The following is a 19998-nucleotide window of genomic DNA, read 5'->3' on the forward strand; positions in this document are numbered from 1 at the left end:
TTATTGAAAACACCATCGCCTGGGAAGTTGGCGCCAACACCGAAACAAATTGAACAATTTCAGCGCAAACTTATATGAAATTCCTGCCGGATCGATTCAAATTTCCGGCGCGGACAGTAAAACATCTGACTTGGGGATTTCGACCTGAAAACCAACGCTCAGAATTTCCCTGGGAAATTTGGGAAAATTCCCACCCTCGCGGTGCATCACGGACTCAATCCGCTCAGTTTTTCTGCAACGTGCCATGGCCTGTGAGAGTCGAGCCGTTCGCCCCTTTGGCCCCCTCGCTTTTCCGCAAATTGGCTATTCGGCCCACCACCCGCCCCGTTTAAGGTGTTCTCCATTCCCAACGCATCACCCACGGAGCCACCGCAATGAGCAATCGAATCGAATGGGCCAAGCACGCACCGGACGCCTACAAGGCGATGATCGGCCTGGAACAGGCCCTGGCCCGGTCGGGGCTGGAGAATTCGCTGCTGGAACTGATCCGCCTGCGCGCCTCGCAGATCAATGGCTGTGCCTACTGCGTGAACATGCACGCCAATGACGCGCGCAAGGCCGGCGAGACCGAAGCGCGCCTGCAGACCCTCAGCGTCTGGGCCGACACCGACTACTTCACCCCGCGGGAAAAAGCTGCGCTGGCCTGGGTCGAAAGCCTCACCCGGCTGCCGGAAAAGCACGCGCCACAACACCAGTACGACGCGCTGCTGGAGCATTTCTCGGCCAGCGAAGTGGTCAACCTGACCCTGGCCATCGCCACCATCAACGCCTGGAACCGCTTCGGCGTCGGTTTCGCGATGATTCCCGCCTAACGCGAGGCGAGGCGCTGGCGATAGCTGCCCGGGCTTTCGCCGGTCCACTTCTTGAACGCCCGGTGAAACGCGCTGGGTTCCTGGAAGCCGGTCTGCGCGGCGATCTCGGCGACGCTGAGGTCGCTGTCGCGCAGGCATTCGAAGGCCATGGCCCGGCGCACTTCGTCCTTGATCTGCTGGAACGAGCAGCCTTCGCGCTCCAGTTGCCGGCGAAAGCTGCTGGCACTCAATCCCACTTCTCCGGCCAGGCCCAGCAGGGTCGGCCACTGGTCGTACTCGCGCTGGCGCAGGTGCCGCCAGACCCGCGCCGCCAGGCCATTCTGGTTGCGCCAGCGCACCACCAGGCCCTGGGGCGCGGTACGCAGGAAGGTCTTCAGCGCGCCGAGGTCCTGCACCACTGGCAACTTCAGGTAGTCGGCGGCGAACTCCAGTTCGGTGCGCCCGCTGCCCAGTTGCAGGTTCGGCCCCCACAGCAGGGCATCGTCCTCCAGGCGCACACGCGCATCGGTCAGCTCGGTGCGGTCGATGGCGATCCGCCGCCCGCCCAGCCAGCACAACAGGCTGATCACCAGCACCAGCAGGGTTTCCTCGGCGTAGACCCGGCGCTGCGGGTCGTCGATGCGCGACTGCAGGCTGATCACCGCGCGCTGGCCGCGCAGGCTGAGCGTGCCCTCGACATCGCGCAGGAACAGGCTGAAATACTCCAGGCACTGCTGCAGCGCCTTCTCCAGCGTCGGCTCCTGGATCAGCCCGCGGCAGATCAGGGCAAAGCTGCCCAGGGGCATGCCATGGCTGTCGAGGTTGAAGAATTCGTCGTCGAGGGTTTCGATCAGGATCAACCACAACCGCGCGAACGCCGTCGCCGGCACCCGCGCGCTGCTGTCGTCGAGCACCGCGGGATCGATGCCGGCCTGGCTCAGCGCAGCCGCCGCCCGCGCCGGCTGCTCGCGCAGGGCGTAGAGCATGATGTGGACGAAATACACCGCGACCGAATCGTTTTCCCGCATGACAATTCCGTAGACGCCGCCCATACATTGCAAAAAATGACAGGCTGGCTGGACAGTTAAGGCATAGGCCCAGGAACGCCGGTTGCCTAGACTCGACGGCATCCCGGAGGTGACCGGGCGCCATTCTCGCAGAGCGGGGGGGCCTGGTCACGCCTTCACCCATTGGAGTGGATCATGAACAGCAACGATATCTATGTAGTCAGCGCCGTGCGCTCGCCCATCGGCTCCTTCGGTGGTTCGCTCAAGGACCTGCCACTTGCCGATCTCGCCACCCAGGTCACCCGCGCCGCGCTCGAACGTTCCGGTGTCGCGCCGGAAAAGATCGGTCATGTGGTCATGGGCACCGTGATCCCCACCGAAGCCCGTGACGCCTACCTGGGCCGGGTCGCGGCGATGAACGCCGGGATCCCCAAGGAAACCCCCGCCTTCAACGTCAACCGCCTGTGCGGTTCCGGCCTGCAGGCCATCGTTTCCGCAGCGCAGACCCTGCAAGTGGGCGATGCCGAAGCGGTGCTCGCCGCCGGCGCCGAATCCATGAGCCGCGGCCCGTACCTGCTGACCCAGTCCCGCTGGGGCGCGCGCATGGGCGACATGAAGAGCATCGACTACATGCTCGGCGTCCTGCATGACCCGTTCGAAAGCTTCCACATGGGCATCACCGCGGAAAACGTCGCGGCCAAGCACGGCATCACCCGCGAGATGCAGGACGAAGTGGCGATCACCAGCCAGCAACGTGCCGCGCGCGCCATCGCCGAGGGCCGTTTCGACAGCCAGATCGTCGCCATCGAAGTGCCTGGGCGCAAAGGCCCGGTGCAATTCAAGGTCGACGAGCATGTGCGCGGTGACGTCAGCGCCGAGCAACTGGCCGGCATGAAGACCGCCTTCAAGAAAGACGGCACCGTCACCGCCGGCAACGCCAGCGGCCTCAACGACGGCGCATCGGCACTGGTCCTGGCGACCGGCGCGATGGTCGAGCGCGAAGGCCTGAAGCCCCTGGCGCGCCTGGTGGCCTACGCCCACGCCGGCGTCGAGCCGGAACTGATGGGCCTGGGCCCGGTTCCCGCGACCCAGAAAGTGCTGGCCAAGGCCGGCCTGACGGTCGCCGACCTCGATGTCATCGAATCCAACGAAGCCTTCGCTTCCCAGGCCTGCGCCGTGTCGAAACTGCTCGGTTTCGATCCGGAGAAGGTCAACCCCAACGGTTCCGGCATTTCCCTGGGTCACCCGGTCGGTGCCACCGGCGCCATGATCGCCACCAAGGCCATCCATGAACTGCAACGCATCCAGGGCCGCTATGCCCTGGCGACGATGTGCATCGGTGGCGGCCAGGGTATCGCCGTCCTGTTCGAACGCGCTTGAAGGAAGACAACCACATGAGCATTACCACTATCGCCGTGATCGGCGCCGGGACCATGGGCAACGGGATTGCCCAGGTCTGTGCGGTCGCCGGCTACCACGTGACCCTGGTCGACGTTTCCGACGCTGCGCTTGAGCGTGGCGTGGCCACCCTGCGCAAGAACCTCGAGCGCCAGGTCAGCAAGCAGACCCTGCAGGCCGACCAGGCCGCGGCCGCGGTCGGACGTATCCGCACCAGCACCGACTACGCCCTGCTGCAGGACGCCCAACTGGTGATCGAGGCCGCCACCGAGAACCTCGAGCTGAAGAAACGCATTCTTCAGCAAGTGGCGGCCAACGTCAGCGAAACCTGCGTGATCGCCACCAATACCTCGTCGCTGTCGGTGACCCAGCTGGGCGCTGCCATCAGCCACCCGGAACGCTTCGTCGGCGTGCACTTCTTCAACCCGGTGCCGATGATGGCCCTGGTCGAAGTGATCCGCGGCCTGCAGACCAGCGACGCGACCTATGCCGCGGCCATGGCCCTGACCGGCCAGGTCGGCAAGACCGCGATCACCGCCGGCAACCGTCCGGGCTTCGTGGTCAACCGCATCCTCGTGCCGATGCTCAACGAGGCGATCTTCGTGCTCCAGGAAGGCCTGGCCAGCGCCGAGGACATCGACACCGGCATGCGCCTGGGCTGCAACCAGCCGATCGGCCCGCTGGCCCTGGCCGACCTGATCGGCCTGGACACCCTGCTGGCGATCGTCGAGGCCTTCCACGAAGGCTTCAACGACAGCAAATACCGCCCCGCGCCGCTGCTCAAGGAGATGGTCGCGGCCGGCTACCTGGGTCGCAAGAGCGGCCGTGGTTTCCACGTCTACGAGTAAAACGCCATGCCCAAGACCTGTGCCGACCGTTGCGCCGACTATGAAGAACGGCGCGAGAAGGCCCTCGAACTGTTCGCGCTCAAGGGCTTCGGCCAGGTCAGCATGCGCGAGCTGGCGGCCCATGTGGGACTCACCGCCGGCTCGCTCTACCACCATTTTCCGAGCAAGCAGCACCTGTTGTTCGATCTCATCGAAGAACTCCACGAGGAGCTGCTTGCCACCCTGCAACCGGTCGTGCGCGGCAAGGCCGGCACGGTGCACCTGTCGGCGGTGATCCGCGCGCACTGGGAACTGCACGCCGAACGGCCGTTGCAGTTCCGCCTGGCCGAACGCGACCTGTGCTGCCTGACCGACGAGCAGCAGGCGCAGATCGCCGCGATGCGCCGGGAATACGAGCATCGCCTGCTGCAGTTGATCGCCCCGGCGACGCGCCTCGGCGGCGCGGCCCTGGAAACCGCCACCCAGGTGGTGGCAAGCATGCTCAACAGCCTGCCCGGCTGGCTGCAGAACTCCGCGGCGAGCCAGGCCCAGCGCCTGGCCCTGATGGAGAGCATGCTGCTCGGTGCGATCGAGCGGACGCTGCCGGAGTGCGTCAGCTCGGCGGCGTGACCGCGCAGTCGATTTTCGCTACCGCTCGTAGGAAAAAGTTACTTTCTTCATTGCCCATCTCCAGGTCATCGTCTAGACCTTGAACACCCCCTTTTGCCAATGATGGCTGATTGATTTCGCCGCCGGTGTCGCCGCTGGCACTTCAATCCGGAGAATGGACTTGAACCGCATCGACATCCTCATCGTCGTGGACGTGACCGGCGCGCTCGCCGCCGGCACGCTCCAGGGCAGCGTCTATCTGGTGGACAGCAACAAGTACCTGGGCTCCTGGCAGGAAGGCCAGAGCACGCTCAATACCGTGTGCCAGGACGGCCAGGCGCTGACCTGGTCGGTGACCCCGGTGAACCCGGGGGATGCCGTGGCCATTGCCGGGTTCTCCGGGACCATGGTCGCCAACCACATCTGCGTCCCCACCCAGGACCCCTTTCTCGGCAACACCGTGTGGAACGGCCTGGTGCAGACCCAGGGCGCCTACGCCAGCTACCCCTATTCCGTCAGCCTGTCCATGGACGGCACCACCCTGAGTTTTTCCAGCGCACTGAAGGTGGTGTGACGACCCCGGTTTCACTCACGCAGGAAGCATCACGATGGCAAACGAAATCTATGTACTGGTGGTGGTCGACGTCGAAGGCGCACTGGCCAGCGGCGACCTGGGCTCCAACGTCTACCTGGTGGATACCAACAAGTACTTCGGCTCTTCCAGCGAAGGTCAGGAAGAGCTGGTCACCAGCTGTACCGACGGGCAGATCGTGATCTGGTCGGTCAGCCCGATCAACCCCGGCGACGACGCCGAGATCACCGGCTTCAGCGGGCAGATCATCGACCAGAAGATCTGCCAGCCGCAGCAGTCGACCCTGGTCAGCGGTGAAACCGTGTGGTCCGGCCGCGTCGAGTCCCAGGGCGCCACGGCGCAGTACCAGTACAGCTGCACCCTGTCGTTCGACGGCAAGGCGATGACCTTCGACCCCTACCTCAACGTCACCGGCTGATCCGCCACGGAGGTATCACCATGCTCGCACCCGATGTCAACGACACCCAGGACAAACTCACCGACGCCTACTCGAACATCGTCGGCCTGGACAGCTTCGCCGTGAGCTGCGAAAGCATCCGCATCGCCACCATCCCCGACGAACCGAGCTGGCTGCCGGCGGTGGCGGTGGAAGTGCAGCAGCTGGACGCCGCCGCCGACGCCTGGCAACTGGACCGCGCCGGCATCTGGGCGCCGGTGCTGCTGGCCTTCGAGAACTACTACGCGATGTTCACCGGGGTCGCCGGGCTGTCGCCCAGCAGCAACAACGATGCCGCGTTCTGGATCAAGCTGCTCGGCGAGACCCTGCTGCCCCAGGTCAACCAGAGCCTGGCCGCGACCCAGGCCGCCGACCAGGCCCTGAAGCAGCGCATGGCGGCGTTCAGCGCGGTACTGCCGGCGATGAACAAGTCCATCGAGCAGGGCTGGAACGCCCTGGGCGACGAAGAGCAGCAGATGCTGCAACTGACCGAGCAGCTGGGCGAGCTGGTGGACTCGGTGGAGGCCCTGGGCAGCAGCATGACCAGCCAGGACATCGCCACCGGCAAGGGCATCGCCCAGTCCGCGGTGTCGCTGCTGTACGAGGTCGGCTCCGCCGGCGCCGAAGCCACCGTGCCGATCGCCGGCATGGCCATGGCGGTGCTGAGCATCGGGCAGAGCTTCTACACCCTGATCGCCGATGACAACCAGCTGATCGCCACCATGAACCAGATCAACGCGATCAAGGCGCAGCTGTCCGACGAGGCGCTGGGCGTAGCCCTGACCAAGTCCACGCTGCAGACCCTGTACCGCGTCGAGGGCCAGTTCCTGGTCCTGCGCGATGCCCTGCCGGCGCTGGTCGACCTCTGGGTCACCCAGCAGGCCAAGACCCAGGACGCCATCGACGCCCTGCACGCCGGGGCCCAGCCCGACCAGTACCTCGACCTGCTGACCCTGCCCCAGGCGCTGGCGGCCTGGACCACGATCAACAACTTCGTCACGCAGTTATCGAAGACCGACATCGGCGTCGGCGAGCCAGTGACGATCGACATCAGTTCGGCCAGCGTTCGGCCAACCTTTGCGAACTTTATGCGCAATTGAAGGACCTCCCGCGTTTCCACCCCTACCAGAGGATGTTCATGATGAATGTTGCCCTGACCGACTCGAGCACCACGACCCAGGCCCCCGACACCCTGATCGGCAATACCAACGTTTCCTACAACGCCGCGCAGCTGATCACCTTCGCCTGCCATGCCGTGGTCAATACCGTCTTCATCTCGCCGACGCCGCAGCCGAGCTGGTTCGACAGCCTCAATGCCGAACTGGGCGTGGCGCAGACCCTGTCCCAGCAATGGATCGACACCCTCGGTCCGCAGGTGACCAAGACCATCCCGCTGCAGGTGATCAATTTCGGTTCCGACTTCACCGCCGCGACCAATGCGATCCTGCAGATCGTCCAGCAGAACCCCACCGCCTCGGGGGCCGACAACCCCTATGTGATCGAGGTGCAGACGATCATCGAGCAGACCCTGCTGCCGCCGATCCAGGCGGTGATCGACCAGATGACCCAGACCACCACGGCGCTGACCACCTGGGGCGACCAGATGCAGACCGCGCACAACAACCTGGTCAGCGGTGCCACCAATATCCAGAGCGCGGAAACCCAGCTGACCGCCGACATCAATCAGATGAACGCGGCGATCAGCGCGCTGAATGCCGAGATCCAGCAGGAGAACGAAGCCATCGCCGCCTCGGCCGCGGGCATCGGCGTGGGCATCTTCGCCCTGGTGGTCGGTGTCGCCCTGGCCCCGGAAACCGGCGGCGCCAGCCTGCTGGTGGGCGGTGCCATCGGTGCCGCGGGGATCATCGGCGGTGGTGTGACCTGGGGCGTGATGCAGAGCAAGATCAACGACCAGTTCAACCAGATCGCCGCCGACCAGCAGGAACTGGATGACGACCAGCGTCAGCTGGTAGCCCTGCAAGGCCTGCAGATGGCTTCCGATGGCGCGGTGGCCAGCCTTGAACTGGCGACCCAGAGCCTGTCGAAACTGCAGACCCAGTGGGCGACCTTCCAGGGCGAGCTGCAGGGCGTGGTCACCCAGTTGCAGGCGGCCGACCAGCAGCTGTCGACCATTACCGAAGGGGTGTTCACCCAGGCGGCGGTCACCGAGTGGAACCAGGCCATCGTCACCGCCAACAGCCTGGTCAACGCCCAGGTGCCAATCGAGTCGCAGACCCTGCCGATGTAACGAACGCGGGTTACCAATGGCCGTAGGAGCTGGCTTGCCTGCGATCGACGGCGTAGCCGTCGCAAACCCTGAATCCGCGGTGCGCCTGGCGCACCGTGGAGACTGATTTTACGACGGCTGCGCCGTCGATCGCAGGCAAGCCAGCTCCTACGGGTTCAGCGCCAGCCCACTGCAACAGGAGTGTTCCGATGAGTTTCGATGCCACCCAGACCAATCAGCAGATCAGCGATTCGGTCGGCAGCATGCTGCTGCTCAATTCGTCCTGCCAGGCATTGATCGAGGCGTCGATCGCGCCCTCGGACTCGCCCTGGTACCCGGTGCTCGACCAGGAGCTGGGCCAGGCGGAAAACCTTGTGGTTGGCTGGCGGCAGAACGGTTTCCTGTATTTCCAGGAACAGATCCTGGCCCAGACCGCCGCCTGCGCCGCCGCCTTCCTCGCGGCGCAGCCGGCGCTGGACCAGGCCTTCGCCCAGTTGCAGGTGCAGTTCGACAGCACCCTGCAGGCCAGTATCGTCGCCCAGCTCAATGCCCTGGAGGCGCCGGTACAGGCGATGATCGACGCGATCGACCAGTACACCGACCGTCTCGGCACCTTCAATAGCCAACTGGCCGTGCCCTATGCCGCGATGAACCGCAGCATCGCCCAGATCCAGGCCCAGGAAGCCGATATCCAGGAACAGATCACCACCATCAACGCGCAGATCGCCCAGTTGCAAGCGCAGGTACAGAGCGATCGGCAAGCCATTGCCCAGGCCCAGGCGAAGAAGACCAGCGGCCTGGTGGAAACCATCTTCGGCGTGCTGCTCACGCCGTTCACCGGCGGTGTCTCGCTGATCCTGGCCGGGATCGGCGTGGCCAGCATCGCCCAGGCCGAGGAGCAGATCTCCAGCCTGCAGGACAGCATCGCCCAGTACCAGAGCACCATCGCCAGCGACCAGCAGGACCTGTCCAGCGACCAGCAGCAGGTGGCCACGCTGAACGGCCTGAGCATGAGCCTGGCGCTGGTGATCGGCGATGTCACCGACATGACCAGCGCCCTCGATGCCTTGAATGTCAGCTGGCAGGTGCTGTCCGGCGAGCTGGGCAACGCCGCCAGCGACGTCGCCCAGGCCGAGAACGCGCAGCAGGCCCTGGTAGCCCAGGTGTGGTTCGATGCGGCGTGCAACAGCTGGCAGGCGATCGCCGGGTTCGTCGCCAACATGCAGGCCAACAATGCACCGCAGCCGGATCTGGTCAGCATCGGTCAGTGATCAGGCCGGCGGATCGGCGTGGATGACCCGTTGCCGGTCGGCCTGCGGGCGATTGATGAACAGGGCGTCGAGCAGCGGGCTGTCGGAGTGCAGCGTGGCATTCCAGTGGGCCGAGAGGTGGATATAGCGGCGCCGCAGCAAGGCCATTTGCGCCGCGTCCAGACCGTGCCCCAGGCGCGGCGCCAGGCCATGGGCCAGCAGTCTGGCGGCGATCGGGCGCAGTTCCTCGGGCAGTGCCAGCTCGGCGCTGTCCGGCACCGGGTCGAACGGCACCCCGGCCGCGCACGCCAGGGCGTGCATCAGGCGCAGGTAGACCAGCGACAACTCACCCCGCACCCGGCGCTCGCCACGAATGCGCACGCGCACACGCTTTTCCCGGTACAGATCGCGCTTGGGCAGGAATGGCTGGGCGACGCTTTCGCTGTCCAGGTACAGGCGCAGGCCAAGTGCCTCCCAGGCCTGGCGCTGGCGTTCCAGGCAGGCACTGGCCAGACGCCAGGCCTGTGTCTGCTGCAGCGCCAGGTGAGCGGGCTCGGTGCTGCTGAACGGTCGCTCCAGCACCAGCACCTCGTCCTCTTCAGCGCGGTATCCGCCACCGATATCGCAGTGATCGCCCGGCAGGACCAGGTCGACATCGGTGGCGACCAGGGGAAAGTTCACCCGCCATTCGTCCGCCGCCACCAGTTGCACCCGCTGCCGCGCCAGCCCAGCCGGCAGTTGCGTGCGCAGACCGTCGAAATCGGCATTGGCGGCGCTGAAATTGCCCTTGAGCGGGGCCATGATGCTGGCCACGGTATCGAACAGGCCGACGAAGTTGAGCCGCAGCGGATACCCGCCACACGCCTGGGTCAGCGCCTCCAGGTCATTGGCCAGGTGCCGCGCCGCCGCCGCGCCGCGACTGAAACCGAACAGGTCGACTTCGATGGCGGCGATGCGCACGCCGGGGTTGCACTCAAGCAGGCGCCGCAGCGCCTCGCCGACCTGCGCCGGCACCTGCGCGACCCGCGCCGCCACGCCACTGGCACCGCGCCCGCAGGCCTGGGCCATGAGGTCATCGGCCGCGCCGCGGGTGGTGCCGACGCCTTCGATATACAACGCCAGCGAAGCTCGGTCGGCTGTACCGGGGATGTCTGGCGATTGCCGATAGAGTGCGAACAGCCGCGCCACGTTGCTCCTGCCCATGGCGTAGCTGCCCTGGGCTCGCGACTGCGTCGCGCCCTCCTCGCTGTTGTACAGGTTGAGCCCGGTGCCATCGAAGAACAGGCCGAGATGCAGGGTCAGTGTCGGATTCATGACGGTTCCTTGTGCGGTAGGACAAGAAACCGATCGGATCACCCGGCGAAAAAGCCGGATATAAGAAGACTTACAACAGGTTGTATGAAAGGTCTGACGCTAGCTGAGCAAGGCCTGGATCTGCTCGCGCAGGCTGTCCAGGTCGAACGGCTTGGCCAGGATCGGTGCGCGGAACGCGATGGGGCTGCCGGATTCGCGGATTTCCGCCGGGTAGCCGCTGATGAAGATCACCTTCAGGTCCGGGCGCAGCTTGACCGCCGGCTCGGCGATGTCCACCCCGGAAATCCCGCCCGGCAGGCGGAAATCGGTGACCATCAGGTCCAGGTGCGGCTTGCTGGCGAGGATTTCGAAAGCCTGCGCGCCGTCCTCGGCGAGCAGCACGCGATAGCCCTCGCCCGCCAGGTAATCATTGAGAACCATACGGATCACCGGCTCGTCCTCGACGACCAGTACCACATCTTGTGCATCTACGCTCATGCCAACGCCTTGATTCGAATTCGTTCGGGGGTAATGACCATACGACCCCCGCCTTACACAGAGGTTGCCTGCGGGCGACCACTTTCATCGGTTTGCCCTTCATGCCCATGCATATCGCGTACCAGCGGCAGGTAGACACGGAAGGTCGCGCCCTCGCCTTCGGCGCTGTGCACACTGATCCGCCCGCCATGGGCCAGGACGATCTGCTCGGAGATGTACAGGCCCAGGCCGAGGCCGGCGACGCTGTGGTTCGAGGCGACCCGCTCGAACTGCTGGAAGATCCGCTGCTGGTGGTCCGGGCTGATGCCGATGCCTTCGTCGCGCACCTCGACGCAGGCCATGCCGTCGGCCTCCAGCACCCGCACATGCACCGGGCGCTTGCGCCCGTAGCGCAGGGCATTGCTCAGCAGGTTGGCGATGACCTGTTCGATGCGGAACTCGTCCCAGATCCCTTCCACGGCGCTGGCGCCGTCCACCTCGATGAGCGAGCCGGCCGCCGCGGCCTGGGCGGCGAAATTCTCCACCAGGCCGGCGACCAGTTGCCCGAGATCGAAACGCGAGGGCCGGATCGACAGCTTGCCGGTGCGGATCCGCGACACGTCGAGCATGTCCTCGATCAGGCGGATCAGGCTGTTGATCTGGCGTTCGTCGCGCTCGACCATGGCGCGCATCTTGTCCAGGGTGAAGGCATCGGCGTTGTCCTTGGCCAGGTGCAGCTTGCGCAGCTGGGTTTCCAGGATCAGGCCGTTGAGCGGCGTGCGCACCTCATGGGAGACGATGGACATGAAGTCGTCGCGCATGCGCACCGCCCGTTCCAGCTCGCCCCGCGCCACCTGCAGCTGTTCGAGCAACTGCTGCTGCTCGCGCTGGCTGCGCTCCAGCGCCTGCAACTGGCGGTCGAGGGCCTTGCGCTGGCGGTACAGCTCGACGAACACGGTGACCTTGCTCTTCACCGCGAGGGTGTCCAGGGGCTTGTGCAGGAAGTCCACCGCGCCGCTTTCGTAGCCCTTGAAGGCGTAGTTCATCTCCCGTCCCGCGGCGCTGACGAAGACGATCGGGATGTGCTTGGTCTTCTCCATGCCACGCATCAGCTCGGCCAGCTCGAAGCCGTTCATGCCGGGCATCTGCACGTCGAGGATGGCCAGGGCGAACTCATGCTCCAGCAGCAGCGACAGGGCCTGGTCGGCGGAGCTGGCCTGGTACACCGCGCGGTCGTCGCCCTTGATCAGCGCCTCCAGCGCCAGCAGGTTCTCCGGGAGATCGTCGACGATCAGCAGTTTGGCTTGGATGTGGCTCAACATGGGTGTGATTCCAGCTTGGCGAGCAGATGCCCGATGCCATTCAAAGGGAGTACATGGTCGGGGCGGTGCAGGGCCAGGGCGGCGGCCGGCATGGCCGAGACCTGGGCCTGGGCCGGGTCCTGCACGATGCTCAGACCACCCAGGCGGCTGATTCGTGCCAATCCGGCGGCACCATCTTCGTTGGCCCCGGTCAGCAGCACGCCGGCCAGGGCCGCGCCGTAGGCATCGGCGGCGGACTCGAAGAGGATGTCGATCGAGGGCCGGGAAAAGTGCACCCGTTCCTCCTGGCTCAGCGACAGGCTGCGATCACGCTCCACCGAGAGGTGATAGCCGGGCCCGGCGACGTAGATCATCCCGGCCTCGATGCTCTCCTTGTCGCGCGCCTCGCGCACCGGACGGCGCAGCTTGCGGGCAAAGACCTCGGCCAGCTGGCTGTCGTGATCGTCCGGCAGGTGCAGCACGCAGATCAGCGGGATGGCGAAGGTCGGCGGCAGGCAGGCCAGTACCGTCAGCAGCGCGCTGACGCCACCGGCCGAGGCCCCCATGACGATCGCTTCGATGCGCTTCATAGCTTGCGGTAGATCCGTTCCGGCTTGACCAGCGCTTCGAAGCGCTCGGCGTAGGCGGAAAAATCCAGGGTTTCCTTGCTGCCCAGGACGAGGAAGCCGCGATGACACAGCGACTCGTGGAACAGCCCGAAGGAGCGGTCCTGGAGGTTCTTGTTGAAATAGATCAGCACGTTGCGGCACGACACCAGCTGCACCTCGGAGAACACGCTGTCGGTGGCCAGGCTGTGGTCGGCGAAAGTCACGTTGTCGCGCAGGCTGCCGTCGAGGATGGCATTGCCGTAGGCGCAGGTGTAGTACTCGCTGAAGTCGCGGCTGCCGCCGGCGGCGGCGTAGTTGCGCGCATAGTCGCGCATGGCCTGCATCGAGTAGATACCCTGCTTGGCCTTTTCCAGCGAGGCCGGGTTGATGTCGGTGGCGTAGATGATGGTGCGCTCCAGCAGGCCTTCCTCGCGCAGGAGAATGGCCATGGAATACACCTCCTCGCCGGTGCTGCAGCCGGCGATCCAGATCTTGATCGATGGCCAGGTCTTCAGGTGCGGCACCACCTCCCGGCGCAGGGCGAGGAAGTGGCTGGGGTCGCGAAACATCTCGCTGACCGGGATGGTCAGGTACTGCAGCAACTGCATGAACATGCCCGGGTCGTGCAGCACCCGTTCCTGCAAGGCGGTGATCGTGGCGCAGTCGAAGGTGCGCACGGCATGCAGGATGCGGCGCTTGATCGAAGCGCCGGAGTAGTCGCGGAAATCGTAGCTGTACTTGAGGTAGATGGCCTCGATCAGCAGGCGGATTTCGATGTCGGTATTACGCTCGCTAGTCAAATTCGCTCCAGTTGCGGCAGCCACACACGGATCAGGGAAAACAGCCGGTCAAGGTCGATCGGCTTGGCCAGGTAATCGTTGGCGCCCGCCTGCAGGCAGCGCTCCTGATCGTCCTTCATGGCCTTGGCGGTGACCGCGATGATCGGCAGCTTGCGCCAGCGCGGATCCTTGCGGATCAGGCGGGTCGCTTCGTATCCGTCCATCTCCGGCATCATCACGTCCATCAGCACCAGGTCGATCTCGCTGCCCTGCTCCAGGCGCTCGATGGCTTCGCGACCGTTGCGCGCGATATCCACCAGCGCGCCCTTGTGCTCCAGGGCGCTGGTCAGGGCGAAGATGTTGCGCACGTCGTCGTCCACCAGGAGGACCCTGCGCCCCTCGAAGACCTTGTCGCGGCTGCGCGCGGTCCTGAGCATGCGCTGTCTTTCGTGGGACAGCGTCGATTCGACTTTGTGCAGAAACAGCGTGACCTCATCCAGCAGGCGCTCCGGCGAGCGCGCGCCCTTGATGATGATCGAGCGCGAGTACTTGAGCAGCTCGGCCTCTTCCTCGCGGGTCAGGTTGCGCCCGGTGTAGACGATCACCGGCGGGAAGGACTGGATCTCGTCGACGGTCATGCGCTTGAGCAGCTCGTTGCCGAGCATGTCGGGCAGCTTGAAGTCGATCACCATGCAGTCGTAGATATTCTCCCGCAGCAGCTCCAGGGCCTGCTGTGCGGTGCCCACGGCGGTGATCTGGATGTCATCGTCGCCGATCAGCAGGGCGATGCTCTCGCGCTGCAGCTCGTCGTCCTCGACCAGGAGAATGTGCTTGAGCTTCTGCGTCAGCTTCTCTTCGAGGCGGGCGAACACCGATTTCAGCTCGTCGCGGCTGGTGGGCTTGACCACGTAGCCCACCGCGCCCAGGTGCAGGGCCGGCTCGATGCGGTCCTCGACCGAGATCACGTGCACCGGGATATGCCGGGTGGCGGTCTGCTCCTTCAGGCGCTGCAGCACGGTCAGCCCGGAATGGTCGGGCAGGCGCATGTCGAGGAGGATGGCGTCGGGCACGAAGCGCTCGGCCAGCTCGAAACCGTCGTCGGCGGCGTGCGCCACCAGGCAGTTGTAGCCCAGCTCGTGGGCCAGGTCGAAGAGGATCCGGGCGAAGTTCGGCTCGTCTTCGATCACCAGGATGCAGCGATTGCTGAACGGTGCCTTGTCGCGATCGTCATCGAACGCCGGACGCCGCGTCGGGACTGGCGCCGGCGCGGCCTCCTGCACCGCTGCCGGCACTGCCAGCCGCGGCAGCGGCAAGGGCTGCGGTCGATTCAGCGGCGCCAGCGGCGCCTGGTCGACGATCGGCTCCCAGGCTTCCGGCAGGCTCAGGCTGAACACGCTGCCCTGCCCCGGCGTGCTGCGCACCTCGATCTGCCCGCCGAGCAGACGCGCCAGGTCGCGGGAAATCGACAGGCCCAGGCCGGTGCCGCCATAGCGGCGGTTGGTGGTGCCGTCGGCCTGGTGGAAGGCCTCGAAGATGGTCTGCTGCTGCTCGGCGGCGATGCCGATGCCGCTGTCCTGGACGTGGAACACCACGCCGCCGGGCTGCTGGGCCAGGGTCAGGCTGACCTGGCCGTGCTCGGTGAACTTCAGGGCGTTGGACAGCAGGTTCTTGAGAATCTGCTCCAGGCGCTGGCGGTCGGTGTACAGGGTCGCCGGCACCTGCGGCTCGACGATCACCTCGAAGCCCAGGCCCTTCTGCGCCGCCAGCGGCTCGAACATCGCCCGCAGGCCGTCGGCCAGGCGCGCGACCTGGGTGGTTTCGGCGCGCACATCGAGCTTGCCGGCCTCGACCTTGGCGATGTCGAGGATGTCGTTGATCAGGTTGAGCAGGTCGTTGCCGGCGGAATAGATCGACTCGGCGAACTTGACCTGCTCGTCGCTGAGGTTCTCCTGGGGGTTCTCTGCCAGCAGCTTGGCCAGGATCAGCGAGCTGTTCAGCGGCGTGCGCAGCTCGTGGGACATGTTGGCGAGGAATTCGGACTTGTATTTGCTGGAGCGCTGCAGTTCCTCGGCGCGCTCCTGCAACTGCACCTGGGCCTCGTTGAGCTCGGTGTTCTTGTGGTCCAGGGCGTCGCGCTGCGAGGCCAGCGCCTCGGTGCGCTCGGCCAGCTGTTCGTTGGTCTGCTCCAGTTCCGCGCGCTGGGTCTCCAGGTGCGCCTGGGACTCCTTGAGCACCCGCGACTGTTCCTCCAGCTCCTCGTTGGCGGTCTTCAGCTCCTCCTGCTGCACCTGCAGCTCTTCGTTGAGCTGCTGGGTCTGCGCCAGCACTTCCTGCAGGCGCTGACGGTAGCGCGCGCTTTCGATGGAGGTGCCGAGGTTGCCGGCGACCCGTTCGAGCAGTTCGCTGTCGCGCTCGGCCAGCGGGCGCAGGAAGCCCAGTTCGAGCACGCCGTTGATCTGCCCGTCGTTGGTCGCCGGCAGCAGGATCACACTGCGCGGCAGGCCCTCGCCGAGGCCGGAACTGACCTTGAAGTAGTCTTCCGGCACCTCGTCGAGGGTCAGCAGGCGATTCTGCGCCAGGACCTGGCCGACCAGGCCTTCATTGGGCGCGATGATCTGCTCGCGCCCCTCCTGCTCGCGGGAGAAGCCGTAGCTGGCGACCCGGTGCAGGTTGTCGTGTTCGTCACGCACGTAGAGCGCGGCGACCACGCTGCCGAGGTAGTTGGAGAAGAACTGCAGGATGTTGTGGCCCAGGGTCGGCAGGGTCTGCTGGCCCAGCACCCGCTCGGCCAGCTGGCTCTGCCCGGTGCGGATCCAGCTCTGCTGCTGCAGGCGCTCGGCGGAGCGCTCCTGGGCATCGATGTTGTCCTGGTAGCTGCGCGACAGGTTGAGCAGGTCGCGACGGCCGACGTAGGCGAGCAAGGCGCTGATGACGATGACCAGCAGCAGGTACAGGGAAATCGACACCCAGGTGGTGGTGCTCACCTCGTCATTGCGCTTGGCGCGCAATTGCTGTTCGAGCGCGACGAAGTCCTCGTATTCCTTGCGGATCTGGTCGGTCAGGCGCTTGCCGCGACCGGCCTCGATATCGGAGCGGTAGTCGCCACCGGTACGGCGCAGCACGATCATTTCCCGGGCGAATTCGTTCCAGTCGGCCTGCAAGGCCTCAAGGCGTTCGAGGCGGTCGATCTGCGCCGGGTTGTCGGCGACCAGCTCGCGCAGGGTCTGCATCTGCGCGGCGATCCGCGGCCGGGCCAGCTCGTACGGGTCGAGGAAATGCTCCTCGCCGGTGAGCAGGTAGCCGCGCATGCCGGTTTCCTTGTCGATGGACAGCTTGAGCGATTCGTTGGCGTTGTTGATCACCCGGTCGGTATGCCCGACCCACTGGATGACCGATAACAGGTACGCGATCACCGCGATGAACACCACGGCGCTCAGCAGCCCCACTCCCAGGGGCAGGCTGACGTTGCGTACCAGCAGCTTGCGAAAGCGCTGCTGATCGACTGAATTTGACTGGTTCATCTGTTGGTCCATGCGGGCAGAGTGGCAGTTGTTTCCCAGTCTATCCGTCTTCGCGGCTTGCGACAGGGCATAAAGCCAGTATTTGAGGCATGACGTGCGCATTCGTTCCATGCATCATCGCCGGCCGCTATGCTGCATGCGTCGAAACCGGGGAACTTCCACCGGTGCGTTGCTTACAGAGCTAGTACTTACCTTTGCCGCAGGAGTCCCCCATGCCCGCCACTTCCCCGCTTCTGGTCGTCGAAGACGACGACATCGTGCGCATGCTGATGGTCGATGTCCTTCAGGAACTGGGATACGAGGTCAAGGAAGCCGGGGACGGTGAAGAGGCCCTGGCCTTGCTGGGCGACCCGCAGCAGCCTTTCGCCCTGATGCTGACCGATGTAGGCCTGCCCGGCATGGACGGCAAGGAGCTGGCGCGGCAGACCCGCGAGCTGCGCCCGCTGTTGCCGATCCTGTTCGCCAGCGGGTATGGACAGAGCCTCGAAGTGCCCGAGGGCATGCACCTGATCAGCAAGCCGTTCAGCATCGATCAGTTGCGCGAGAAGATGCGCGGGATTCTGGGGTGAGGTTGTCTGGAGATCCGGGAGTGCATGACGACACCCCTCTGGCGCTCTTGAGATCGAGCGCCGCCCGCGCGGCGCATCGCGGATGAATCCGCTCCCACATTTGTTGCAACGTACCTCTGTCTGACAGGCCATGGTTGTCCGCCTTTTGGGGTCGACTCGATATCGAGTCGAACACAACAGCCTCCCCGCGATACATCGCCGAAAAAACAAAGGCTGGCAACTCAAATCCCACAGGCCATGGCACGTTGCAACAAATGTGGGAGCGGATTCATCCGCGATGCGCCGTGCGGACGGCGCTCGATCTTGAGAACGCTGGAAGAGCGTCGCCATGCACTACGACTCACCGCCCCCATCACGACGATCACCTCCCCCCTCCCTGCCACCCCCCTCACAAAAACCAGCCCCACCACCCCGTCTTCAGACTGAAACATGACCAACGGGTCACCCTTTTATTCCGTCCTCTCCTACACTCACTAATCCTGTCTGCAATCGGCCCGCGCGCCTGGTTCGAAAAACTTTGAACCTTCCGCGAACCGGGCCAGTCAGGAACTAGAAGTAGGTCATCGTTTCCGGCATTCGCGGACGCGGCCAGCCCATCCCTACACTTCGTCACCTCGTCAACGGCAGGAGCGCCGTCTGGCGCAGCGCTTGCACGGGTCATGGGGACGCAACATCGCACAACAGAAGAGAGCACACCGCACAGGCATCGCATTCGGGCGCATCGCCCAAAGAACAAGGGACGGAGAGAAGTTAATGATCAGTGCCGCTGTCGAACCGCATTTCGAGCTGAACCCAGACAACAGCGCCCCCGTGGGCAGCGATATCGTCACCACCGGCCGTGGTTTCATCGGCGATAACAGGCAGAACCGGCACAAACGCAAGGTCTTGTTCGTCACTTCGGAAATCGCCGACCTAGTCAAGACCGGCGGCCTGGGCGACGTCTCCGCCGCCCTGCCACGGGCCCTGCGCCATCTGCACGATGTCCGCGTGCTGATCCCCGGCTACCCACAGGTGATGGACAGCGACTACCCGATCCACGTGGTCGGCGAACTCGGCGGCCATGCCGCCCTGCCACCCTGCCGCATCGGCCGCATGGACCTGCCCGACGGCCTGGTCATCTACGTGCTGATCTGCCCCGAGCTGTACCAGCGCGAAGGCACCCCCTACGGCGCCAACAACGGCCGCGACTGGCCCGACAACCACATCCGCTTCGCCCGCCTGGGCCTGGCCGCCGCGGAGATCGCCGCCGGCGAAGGCATGGTCCACTGGACCCCGGACCTGATCCACGCCCACGACTGGCCCGCCGGCCTGGCCCCGGCCTACATGCACTGGCGCGGGCTGCGCACGCCGACCCTGTTCACCATCCACAACCTCGCCTACCAGGGCGTGGTCAGCCTGGCCTGCTGCCCGGAACTGGCGATCCCCGAGCACGCCCTGCAGCAGGAAGGCATGGAGTTCTACGGCAAGCTGTCGTTCCTCAAGGCCGGCCTGGCCTACTCCAGCCACATCACCACGGTCAGCGCCACCTACGCCCGCGAGATCACCACGCCGACGTTCGGCTGCGGCCTCGACGGCTTCCTCGCCAGCAAGGCCCAGCAGGGCCTGCTCAGCGGCATTCCCAACGGCATCGACGAGAGCTGGAACGCGGCCACCGACAGCTACCTGCAACACCGCTTCGGCCTCAACGACTGGGACGGCAAGGCCGCCAACGCCGCCGAAGTACGCGCCCTGTTCGGCCTCGAAGCGTCGAGCGGGCCGCTGTTCGCCGTGGTCTCGCGGCTGGTCTACCAGAAGGGCCTGGACCTGACCCTCGGCGTCGCCGACTACATCGTCCGCCAGGGCGGGCAGATCTGCGTGATCGGCCGTGGCGAGCCGGAGGAAGAACAGGCCATGCGCGAGCTGGCCCTGCGTTATCCGGGCCGGGTCGGGGTGCGCATCGGCTTCAACGAGACCGACGCCCGACGCATGTTCGCTGGCAGCGACTTCCTGCTCATGCCGTCGCGCTACGAGCCCTGCGGGCTGAGCCAGATGTACGCACAGCGCTTCGGCTCGCTGCCGGTGGCGCGCAATACCGGCGGCCTGGCCGACACCATCGAGAACGGCGTGACCGGCTTCCTCTTCGACGAATCCACCGTCGACAGCTACCGCGAAGCGCTGCAACGGGCCTTCTATGTCTACGAGAAGAAAGACCTGCTCAACGCCATGCGCTGCCTGGCCATGACCCAGCCCTTCAACTGGTGCCAGGCGGTGGAACCCTACGCCCGGCTGTACGAGGAACTGGTCGAACGCGCCCTGTGCATGGGGAGATGAGCC

At 65.3% G+C, this 19998-nt stretch carries 18 protein-coding genes; 11 read left to right on the plus strand and 7 right to left on the minus strand.

The genetic code is table 11. From position 1 onward, the window contains the following. The first annotated feature begins 374 nt into the window (after positions 1-374). The gene (locus tag RTI28_RS22385) at positions 375-812 is read left to right on the plus strand and encodes a carboxymuconolactone decarboxylase family protein (protein ID WP_042128380.1); all 438 of its coding nucleotides are present in this window, start codon (positions 375-377) and stop codon (positions 810-812) included. Here the strand turns inward: RTI28_RS22385 and RTI28_RS22390 are convergent. Next, the gene (locus RTI28_RS22390; RefSeq protein ID WP_316922474.1) at positions 809-1819 is read right to left on the minus strand and encodes an AraC family transcriptional regulator; all 1011 of its coding nucleotides are present in this window, start codon (positions 1817-1819) and stop codon (positions 809-811) included. The genes RTI28_RS22385 and RTI28_RS22390 overlap by 4 nt on opposite strands. A 174-nt stretch (positions 1820-1993) precedes the next feature. On the opposite strand from RTI28_RS22390, the gene RTI28_RS22395 reads away from it, so the two are divergent. From RTI28_RS22395 to RTI28_RS22430, 8 genes are all read left to right on the plus strand, one after another. Then, complete coding sequence (locus RTI28_RS22395; RefSeq protein ID WP_316922475.1) at positions 1994-3178, plus strand: acetyl-CoA C-acyltransferase family protein; 1185 nt, start codon at positions 1994-1996, stop codon at positions 3176-3178. Positions 3179-3192: 14 nt separating this feature from the next. Beyond that, positions 3193-4044, plus strand: a complete 852-nt coding sequence (locus RTI28_RS22400) for a 3-hydroxybutyryl-CoA dehydrogenase (protein ID WP_042128386.1) — start codon at positions 3193-3195, stop codon at positions 4042-4044. 6 nt (positions 4045-4050) lie between these two features. Next, complete coding sequence (locus RTI28_RS22405; protein WP_316922476.1) at positions 4051-4653, plus strand: TetR/AcrR family transcriptional regulator; 603 nt, start codon at positions 4051-4053, stop codon at positions 4651-4653. 160 nt (positions 4654-4813) lie between these two features. After that, positions 4814-5206, plus strand: a complete 393-nt coding sequence (locus RTI28_RS22410; protein WP_316922477.1) for a hypothetical protein — start codon at positions 4814-4816, stop codon at positions 5204-5206. A gap of 34 nt (positions 5207-5240) precedes the next feature. Further along, entirely contained in the window at positions 5241-5642 is a 402-nt protein-coding gene (locus RTI28_RS22415; RefSeq protein WP_316922478.1) for a hypothetical protein, read from the plus strand. A gap of 20 nt (positions 5643-5662) precedes the next feature. Beyond that, entirely contained in the window at positions 5663-6760 is a 1098-nt protein-coding gene (locus RTI28_RS22420; protein ID WP_316922479.1) for a hypothetical protein, read from the plus strand. Between the two features lie 41 nt (positions 6761-6801). Further along, the gene (locus RTI28_RS22425; RefSeq protein ID WP_316922480.1) at positions 6802-7908 is read left to right on the plus strand and encodes a hypothetical protein; all 1107 of its coding nucleotides are present in this window, start codon (positions 6802-6804) and stop codon (positions 7906-7908) included. Between the two features lie 188 nt (positions 7909-8096). After that, positions 8097-9158 carry a hypothetical protein gene (locus RTI28_RS22430; protein ID WP_316922481.1) on the plus strand — a complete coding sequence of 354 codons (1062 nt, stop codon included), beginning with the start codon at positions 8097-8099 and terminating at the stop codon, positions 9156-9158. On the opposite strand, the gene RTI28_RS22435 is transcribed toward RTI28_RS22430, so the two are convergent. From RTI28_RS22435 to RTI28_RS22460, 6 genes are all read right to left on the minus strand, one after another. After that, positions 9159-10451: a DUF2235 domain-containing protein gene (locus RTI28_RS22435; protein WP_316922482.1), complete on the minus strand. Its 1293-nt coding sequence runs from the start codon at positions 10449-10451 to the stop codon at positions 9159-9161. 99 nt (positions 10452-10550) lie between these two features. Continuing rightward, positions 10551-10928, minus strand: coding sequence for a response regulator (locus RTI28_RS22440; protein WP_042128402.1), 378 nt, complete (start codon positions 10926-10928; stop codon positions 10551-10553). A 53-nt stretch (positions 10929-10981) separates the two neighbouring features. Beyond that, positions 10982-12229 carry a hybrid sensor histidine kinase/response regulator gene (locus RTI28_RS22445; protein ID WP_316922483.1) on the minus strand — a complete coding sequence of 416 codons (1248 nt, stop codon included), beginning with the start codon at positions 12227-12229 and terminating at the stop codon, positions 10982-10984. Continuing rightward, positions 12223-12798 carry a chemotaxis protein CheB gene (locus RTI28_RS22450; protein ID WP_316922484.1) on the minus strand — a complete coding sequence of 192 codons (576 nt, stop codon included), beginning with the start codon at positions 12796-12798 and terminating at the stop codon, positions 12223-12225. Before RTI28_RS22450 ends, RTI28_RS22445 begins: the two co-directional genes overlap by 7 nt. Further along, positions 12795-13616 carry a protein-glutamate O-methyltransferase CheR gene (locus RTI28_RS22455; protein WP_316922485.1) on the minus strand — a complete coding sequence of 274 codons (822 nt, stop codon included), beginning with the start codon at positions 13614-13616 and terminating at the stop codon, positions 12795-12797. Before RTI28_RS22455 ends, RTI28_RS22450 begins: the two co-directional genes overlap by 4 nt. Then, positions 13613-17116: a response regulator gene (locus RTI28_RS22460; RefSeq protein WP_316922486.1), complete on the minus strand. Its 3504-nt coding sequence runs from the start codon at positions 17114-17116 to the stop codon at positions 13613-13615. The genes RTI28_RS22455 and RTI28_RS22460 overlap by 4 nt, the downstream gene beginning before the upstream one ends. Positions 17117-17328: 212 nt before the next feature. Here RTI28_RS22460 and RTI28_RS22465 point away from each other — a divergent pair, with 212 nt between their 5' ends. Continuing rightward, positions 17329-17685, plus strand: a complete 357-nt coding sequence (locus RTI28_RS22465; protein WP_316922487.1) for a response regulator — start codon at positions 17329-17331, stop codon at positions 17683-17685. A 753-nt stretch (positions 17686-18438) separates the two neighbouring features. Then, complete coding sequence (gene glgA / locus RTI28_RS22470) at positions 18439-19995, plus strand: glycogen synthase GlgA (protein WP_316922488.1); 1557 nt, start codon at positions 18439-18441, stop codon at positions 19993-19995. The last annotated feature ends 3 nt before the right edge of the window (positions 19996-19998 follow it).

Source organism: Pseudomonas sp. zfem002 (assembly GCF_032621685.1).
Lineage (GTDB): Bacteria > Pseudomonadota > Gammaproteobacteria > Pseudomonadales > Pseudomonadaceae > Aquipseudomonas > Aquipseudomonas japonica.